A 7252-nucleotide genomic window follows, 5' to 3' on the forward strand; every position below is an offset into this window, starting at 1 on the left:
CGCGGGCCGCGTCGGCCGCGACGCGACCCGCTCAGGACTCGTCGAACGGCGACCGGGCGTGTTCGGGCACGTCCTCGGGGCGGGCGATGAGGTTCTCCCGGCCGAGGTTTATCTTCGTGACGGTGCCCTCCTCGGCCATCCGCGAGAGGACGCGGCTCACCTTCGACTTCGACCACCCCGTGCCCTCGACGACCTTCGACTGCCGGAGTTGGCCGCCGTTGTCGTCGAGGAGCCTGAGGACGCGCGTCTCGTCGTCGAGGAGTTCTTCGGCGTCGGGGTAGCCGTCGGCGGCCGACTCCGGGCGCGCCGCGCCGCCGGTTCCGCCGGTCCGAACCGCGTCCGCCGACTCCCCGTTGGCGGCGGCCTCGTCGCCGCGGTCGGTCGCGAGCGAGCGAACGTCCGACAGTCGCGCTCTCGCGTCGGTTCTCCGGACTCGCGCGCCGACGACGAGCAGGGCGACCGCGACGGCCGCGACCGCGAGCACGAGCAACCAGCCGTCGCCGCCGAGTTCCAGCGACCCGACGACCGACCCCGGCGCGGCGCTCGGGTCGGTCCCCGCTTCGACCTCAGCGCCGTCCCCGCGCCCGTCGCCGTCGGTATCGCCGCGGTTCGGGTCGGTCCCGATGACGTTGACCTCGCGCCCGTCGTCGAGACCGTCGCCGTCGGTGTCGGCCTCGGTCGGGTTCGTCTCGTATCGGTTGACTTCCGCGCCGTCGTCGAGACCGTCGCCGTCGGTGTCGGCGGCGGTGGGATTCGTCTCGTGGACGTTGACCTCCGGCCCGTCGTCGAGACCGTCGCCGTCCGTGTCGGTGGCGGTCGGGTTGGTCTCGTAGTCGTTGACTTCCGCGCCGTCGTCGAGACCGTCGCCGTCGGTGTCGGCGGTCGTCGGGTCCGTGCCGTGGGTCGTCACCTCCGCACCGTCGTCGAGGCCGTCGCCGTCGGTGTCCGTCTCGGTCGGGTTGCTCCCCTGCTCGTTGATTTCGACGCCGTCGCTGAGGTCGTCGCCGTCGGTGTCGGTGCTCGTCGGGTCGGTCTCGTAGCGGTTCACCTCCTCGCCGTCGGGCACGCCGTCGGTGTCGGTGTCGGCGACGAGCACGTCCGTGCCGCGGTCGAGTTCGTCGCGGTTGCCGAGACCGTCGCCGTCGGCGTCCCCGGCCGGAGCGAGCACCGTGACGCCGTGACTCGCCTGCGCGACCGGCTCGCCGCCGCCGGGTCTGACGACGGCCGTTACGGTGCGGTCGCCGGTCGCGTTCGCCGGCCACGTTTCGAACTCGAAGTCGACGCGCTGGTCGCCGGTCGCGTTCGCCCCCGCGCTCCCGAGCGGCTCGCACCCCAACGACGTCGTCGAGCCGTCGTCGAGGTCGGTCCGGAGACAGACCTCGTAGTCGCCGTCCCCCGCGACGGCCACCGAAACCGTCGAGGGCCGCCACGAGGCGACGTACGTCCGGCCGTTCTCGGTGGCGACGACGCCCGCGCCGGTGTGGTCGACCGCACGCACCTCGACGCCGTCCGCGGCGACGACGACCGGCGAGACGCCGCCCGCGACGACGAGTAGCGTCGCGACGAGCGCCCACACGAACGGAGAGATGCGTTTGACAGGCATTGTTCGTTCTCTATTTGTCGACTCTGCTAGTGTATAATGTTTTGTTTATCTGTTTGTTAGACATTTTTACAACTCTTTTGACTGTCAATATGCGAAGAATGTTTCAAAATTAGAAATTTTATTCGTTCATCCGGCGCGCGCGAGCTCCACGTCACCTCCGGTCGTCGACGCCGCGATTCGCGGCGGGTACGTCGCGTCTCGACGTCTTCGAACGGCGCTCGTCGCGCTCGTGACTGCCCGCTGTTGCTTCTCGTCGGCTCCCGCCGTAGACGCGTGATAATCGCCGTACTGTGCCGTCTTCGCCGGCCCGCGAACGACCGACAAACGTTCCGTTAATCCGACTGGAACGGTCGAAACAGTCGGTCGAAACGGTTGTTCACGGGGAGAACGGTCGGGACGACTCTCCCCCATTATCATCCGCCGAGCGAGACTGCTGACTGCGATGCGCGAAACGCTCACTCGGCGGCAGTTCGGTGTCGGAGTCGCGGTGGCGACCGTCGCACTCGCCGGCTGTACGGACACGGGCGGTGGTGGTGGTCCCGTGAACGGCACGAACGGTACGGACGGCGAACCCGCGGTCGGCGACACCGAGACGACAGCCGAGACCGGTGGTGTCGGGACGACGACCGAGGACGAGACGACGACAGAAGAAACGACGGAAGACGAGACGACAGAAGAAACGACGGAAGACGAGACGACGACTGAGATGGAGACGACAGAAGAAGAGACGTCGGAAGACGAGACGACGACTGAGATGGAGACGACAGAAGAAGAGACGACGAACGAGACGACCGAGAACGAGACGACGACCGACGACTCGATGTGAGGCCGCGGTCGACGACCCGCTGACGCACGCGCCGCGAGCGAGGCACGGCACGCTCGACTGGTACACCCGACTGCTCGTGCCCGCGGCGGCGCTCCCCCTCCAGCCCTCCACGGCACATTCGCACCCTGTCCCCTCGCGGGACGCCGAATCCCCCTGACGCACCCTCCAGTTCGGTCCCCCTGACGCACACCTCCCCGACGTGCCCTCCAGCACGTCCCCATCGCGCCCTCCAGCGCACTCGACCCCCGCGCAGTCGCCGGATGTTCCGACTCTCCTCGCGCGTCGCACCGGCGGCGCGCACTCCGCGGAACATTTACCCGCCCGTTCGCTACTCGGGGTATGGACGCAGACGACAACCACCGCGGGTGGGCCGAGCGCTCCGGCGACTTCTCGCCGGAGTACTACGCCCAAATCGGCCCGAACGAGGTCAGCGAGACGCTCGCGACCGTGTTCGAGCACTACGCGGCGGAAGACGCGTCGATTCTCGAACTCGGCTGTAGCTCCGGTCGCCACCTCGCGCACCTCCACGACCGCGGCTACGAGGACATCACCGGCATCGACATCAACGACGACTCCTTCGAGGTGATGGCCGAGTACTTCCCCGAACTCGTCGACACCGGCACGTTCCTCACCGGCGCAATCGAGGACCTGCTCCCCGACTTCCCCGACGACAAGTTCGACGTCATCTACTCCGTCGAGACGCTCCAGCACGTCCACCCCGACGACACGTGGGTGTTCGAAGAGATCGCGCGCGTCTCGTCGGACCTCGTGATAACCGCCGAAAACGAGGGTAACGGACCGACTCGCGGGCGCTCCGGCTCCGAGGTGAGCTACGTCAACGACGACTTCCCGCTGTATCACCGCAACTGGAAAGACGAGTTCTCCGACCTCGGTCTCGCGCAGTTGCTCTGCGAACCGGGCAAGCGCGACACGGTTCGCGTCTTCCGGGTTCTCTGACGCCCCGCGCTCGCTTGTCGCACTCACAAATTGTTTCAATGAAGCCGGCGAACAGCGTGTGCTGACCATGTACACGATGTCCAGCGACGACTTCAGCGTTCATCAGCGGGACTGCGACGAGGCCGGCTCCGGGATTCCAATCACGAGCCTCCCGGACGAAGTCACCTCTCTGGACGACCTGCCGTGTTCCTGCTGGGACGAGGTCGACTCGTTCGACGACCTCGAGTGACGGGCGGGGAGCGAGGACATCGCTCGGTCGCGGTTTCGGACGCCGGCGCACCGGGCGCACGACGCGGTTCGTTCTGACGGCTGTCTGACGGACAGCTCTGCTTCTACCGGTCCGGCGAGAGCGCCCAGAGCGTCCCCTCGCCCGTCTGTGCGAACGCCTGCGTCCCGGCCGCGCCGAGGAGATAGCCGTCGGTCGAGAGCGTCGTCTCGAACGGCTCGAAAAACGACGCGCCGCGGGACCACCGAATCCGGCCCGCGCGGGTCCCGACGACGAACGTCTCGTCGGTCGAGGCGGTCCGCTCGATCGGGCTGTCGAAGCGGACTTCGTAGCGCTCGGACCCGTCTCGAACCGCGAGTTCGTACAGCGTTCCGAAGGTGTCCGACGGCGACTCGTCGGTCCCCTCCGCGACCAGAACCGTCGAACCGCGTTCGTGGACGCCGACGACCTGCGCGTCGGCTCCGAACGAGGTCCGCCACCGGAGCGACCCGTCGGCCGCGTCGAGCATGGCGATGTCGCCTGCGCTCCCGGCGTAGACGCTATCGCCGGCCGGAACCGGTCCCACGTCGGCCCAGTCCCAGCGGTCCGGTCGCCACGCCCACCGGAGGCTCCCGTCGTCGGGCGACATGGCGAAGACGCCCCCGTCGTCGCCGTAGTAGACCGCTCGCTCGTCGGCGAACAGTTGGTCCTGCGGGGCGACGGCGATGGTAAACCCGACGCCATCGACTGCCGATTGTTCCCAGCGGACCGCGCCGTCGTCGGTCGCAAGCGCCGCGAGCGTCCCGTTCGCCGCGTACAGCGTGTCGCCCGCGATGGCCATCGCAGAGCCGATGTTCCCGACGGTCTGGGACCACCGCTGGCTCCCGTCTGTGGCGTCGAACGCGTAGATCCGCCCGCGACCCGACCCGAGTTTCTCGCCCGCGTACACCGACCCGTCAGCGGCGAGCAAGCCCGTCGGCCGGCCGAAATCGATGTCCCACAGGCGCTCGCCGCTCTCCCGGTCGAACGCGACGACGCGTCCCTCGTCGATGTCGCCGTCCCGATGGCCGATGACGGCGACGACCCCCTCGGTGGTTCCCGGCGGCGAGAGAACGCTCGGGTCGGGCACGGATGCGGACCAGTCCGTCCCGTCGGGCGACCGGAACTGTCGGAGCGACGAACAGCCGGCGAGTCCACTTGCGAGGGCGGTGCCAGCGGCGGCGAGAAACGCGCGACGCGACGAGGAGCCGGAATCGGAGGGAACGCGCGATGGAGGGGACGAAGGCGAGGGCATACGTCGGCTTCTCGCAGGTCGCTGATATGTATTGTGGGTCGGTTGACGGGTCGGCGACGCGGATACTCTCGGAGACGCCCGCCCGTTACAGCCGGTCGAGGTCGAGCGGCTCCGCCGCCTCCCAGTAGCGTTCGAACAGTTCGTCGGCCCACGCGAGCACCTCCGGTTCGGTCACGTCGATGGAGGCCTGAAGGATACCGGTGTCGTCGCGGAGGAACAGGTGGACGGTCGAGTCGGCGATGGTCGCCGCCATCGGAATCGGCTCGTTGGTGATGCGGACGGCGGCCGCGTCGGCGTCGAGGAGGTCGCGGAGCTGTTCGCGCAGTTGGGAGTCGTGGGCGAGCGCGTCGATGGCGGCCGACGAGAAGACGCCCTCGAACCGCTGGTCGCCGGCGGCGGTCCGCTCCCTGACGATGTCGAGGTTCTGCTCGTTGAAGGCGTAGGAGAAGATTCGCACGTCTTCGGCCTCGCTCAGAAGGGCCACGGCGCGCTTGACCGGCGCGTTCGGCCGGACCTGACTCGGCGTGGTAATCGTCGCCTCGGTCAGGTGTTCGAGGTCGAACGTGATGGCGTCGGTCGGGAGCCACTCGACGACCGGCCGGAGCTTGGCGTCGGTGTCGAGGATGTCGACGAGGTCGTCGAAGCCCCGAGAAACGAGTTCGCCCGTCACCGTCGCCCGGTACGCGCCGTCCTCGCGGACGAGCCACGACCGGTCTTCGAAATCGCTGAGAATCCGGCCCATCGTCGGCTGTGACGCCCCGGTCCGTTCGACCAGTTCGCGTCTGGAGTGCGGCCGCTCGGCGAGGTATCTGAGCGCGTCGACGCGGTTCTGCGAGAGCGCGAGGAACTCGATTTCGTCTAATGCCGACTCCATGCATCGGGGTTGTGCGTGCCCCGATAAACGTCTTTCGCGTCGTGAAAGAATTTCACATAATGAATCACGCTCGCCGCACGCGACGTTTTCTTACCCTGAATTAATTTCTGAATCAAACTATACGTGGGGGAGTCGTACGTGTATCCAAGATGCGTTCACTTCACTCTGCGTTCGGTCTCTCGGTCGGAGGTGCGGAATGGTGACGGCGACGCGCCGGCGGTTCGTCCTGTTCGCGTTGACGGCGTTCTTCTTCGGCGGCACGTTCGTCGCCGCGAAAGCGGGCCTCGACTACCTGCCGCCGCTCCTGTTCGTCGCGCTCCGGTTCGACATCGCGGCGGTGCTCCTCGTCGGCTACGTCGTCGCGACTCGGCCGCGCGCCGAACTGCTCCCGCGGTCCGTCCGCGACGTGGTCGGCATCCTCGCCACCGGCGTGTTCGTCATCGGTCTCGCCAACGCCCTCCTGTTCGTGGGACAGGAGCACGTCTCCAGCGGCGTCGGGTCGATTATCTTCAGTCTCAACCCGATTCTGACGCCCGTGTTCGCCATGGCGCTCCTCGCCGACGAACGACTCTCCACTCGCGGCGCGCTCGGGATGCTCATCGGCCTTCTCGGCGTCGGTCTCGTCGTCGGCGTCGACCCCGCGAACCTGCTCGGCGGCGAGGCGCTCTGGAAGGGCGTCGTCTTCCTCGGCGCGGTCAGCGGCGCGCTCGGGACCGTCCTCATCCGCTGGGCCGACACCTCACTTTCGAGCACCGTCCGAACGGCGTGGGCGCTCCCCGTCAGCGCGGCGCTCACCCACGGGCTGAGCGTCGCTTCCGGCGAGTCGCTCGCCGCGGCCACGTGGTCGCCGACGGCGCTCGTCGCGCTCGCCTACGTCGGCGTCTTCGCCGGCGCGGTGGCCTACCTCACCTACTTCGGCTTCCTCGACGACGTGGGTCCGATTCGCGGCAACCTCGTCTTCTACGCCGTGCCCATCGTCGCCACGCTCGGGGGAACGGCGCTCCTCGGCGAGTCGATTTCGACGCTCACCGTCGTCGGCTTCGCGACTATCTTCACCGGCTTCGCCGTCCTCGCGACGGAGTCGCTTCGCGGCACGGTCGTCCGCGCCTACGGCAAAATCGAGTCCCGCGTGGCCGGTCTCGACGGGGCCGGCGCTCCGGGGCGCGACTGAGTCGCGGACCGGTCGCGGACCGGTCGCTCGCGGAACACGCGGTGAGAGGGTAGAAATGTAGGGGCGGACCATCGGGCGGCAGTCCGAGGGGGCAGGGTCGGAGTACCGGTGGCACGGGATGGGCCGCCTGCCTGCGATGTTATGTCACCAGTCCGCCGACCAGACAGTATCGAGCGGACACCTGGAGATTGTCAGCCTCCTAAGTAGTCTTTTTGGCCCGATTCTCAAAAAAACAGCGGACGGCGGCGCGGTCGTTCCGATTGTTCGCACTATCTCTCGGCGAGCGCGACCGCCCCGAGCGCGGCAATCAGACAGAGGTTCC

The 7252-nt window shown here is 67.9% G+C and carries 7 protein-coding genes; 4 read left to right on the forward strand and 3 right to left on the reverse strand.

Annotated elements, in window-relative coordinates:
- Positions 1–31 precede the first annotated feature (31 nt).
- On the reverse strand, positions 32–1603 hold the full coding sequence (locus IEV64_RS15375) for a helix-turn-helix transcriptional regulator (RefSeq protein WP_007274114.1): 1572 nt from the start codon (positions 1601–1603) through the stop codon (positions 32–34).
- A 442-nt stretch (positions 1604–2045) separates the two neighbouring features.
- Between IEV64_RS15375 and IEV64_RS15380 the strand changes: the two genes are divergently transcribed.
- The 3 genes from IEV64_RS15380 (at position 2046) to IEV64_RS15390 (ending at position 3615) form a co-directional block, all read left to right on the forward strand.
- Positions 2046–2429 (forward strand): hypothetical protein, encoded by a 384-nt coding sequence (locus IEV64_RS15380; protein ID WP_188424325.1) that lies wholly within the window; start codon positions 2046–2048, stop codon positions 2427–2429.
- A 339-nt stretch (positions 2430–2768) separates the two neighbouring features.
- Positions 2769–3386, forward strand: a complete 618-nt coding sequence (locus IEV64_RS15385) for a class I SAM-dependent methyltransferase (RefSeq protein ID WP_007274112.1) — start codon at positions 2769–2771, stop codon at positions 3384–3386.
- A gap of 67 nt (positions 3387–3453) precedes the next feature.
- Positions 3454–3615: a hypothetical protein gene (locus IEV64_RS15390; protein ID WP_004968349.1), complete on the forward strand. Its 162-nt coding sequence runs from the start codon at positions 3454–3456 to the stop codon at positions 3613–3615.
- A 103-nt stretch (positions 3616–3718) separates the two neighbouring features.
- On the opposite strand, the gene IEV64_RS15395 is transcribed toward IEV64_RS15390, so the two are convergent.
- On the reverse strand, positions 3719–4720 hold the full coding sequence (locus IEV64_RS15395) for an outer membrane protein assembly factor BamB family protein (RefSeq protein WP_188424340.1): 1002 nt from the start codon (positions 4718–4720) through the stop codon (positions 3719–3721).
- Between the two features lie 250 nt (positions 4721–4970).
- A complete protein-coding gene (locus IEV64_RS15400) occupies positions 4971–5759 on the reverse strand; it encodes a helix-turn-helix transcriptional regulator (protein WP_188424326.1) in 789 nt (262 codons plus the stop codon).
- A 196-nt stretch (positions 5760–5955) separates the two neighbouring features.
- On the opposite strand from IEV64_RS15400, the gene IEV64_RS15405 reads away from it, so the two are divergent.
- A complete protein-coding gene (locus tag IEV64_RS15405; RefSeq protein WP_007274109.1) occupies positions 5956–6930 on the forward strand; it encodes a DMT family transporter in 975 nt (324 codons plus the stop codon).
- The last annotated feature ends 322 nt before the right edge of the window (positions 6931–7252 follow it).

This window comes from Haloferax sulfurifontis (assembly GCF_014635105.1).
In the GTDB taxonomy this organism is placed as follows: Archaea; Halobacteriota; Halobacteria; order Halobacteriales; family Haloferacaceae; genus Haloferax; species Haloferax denitrificans.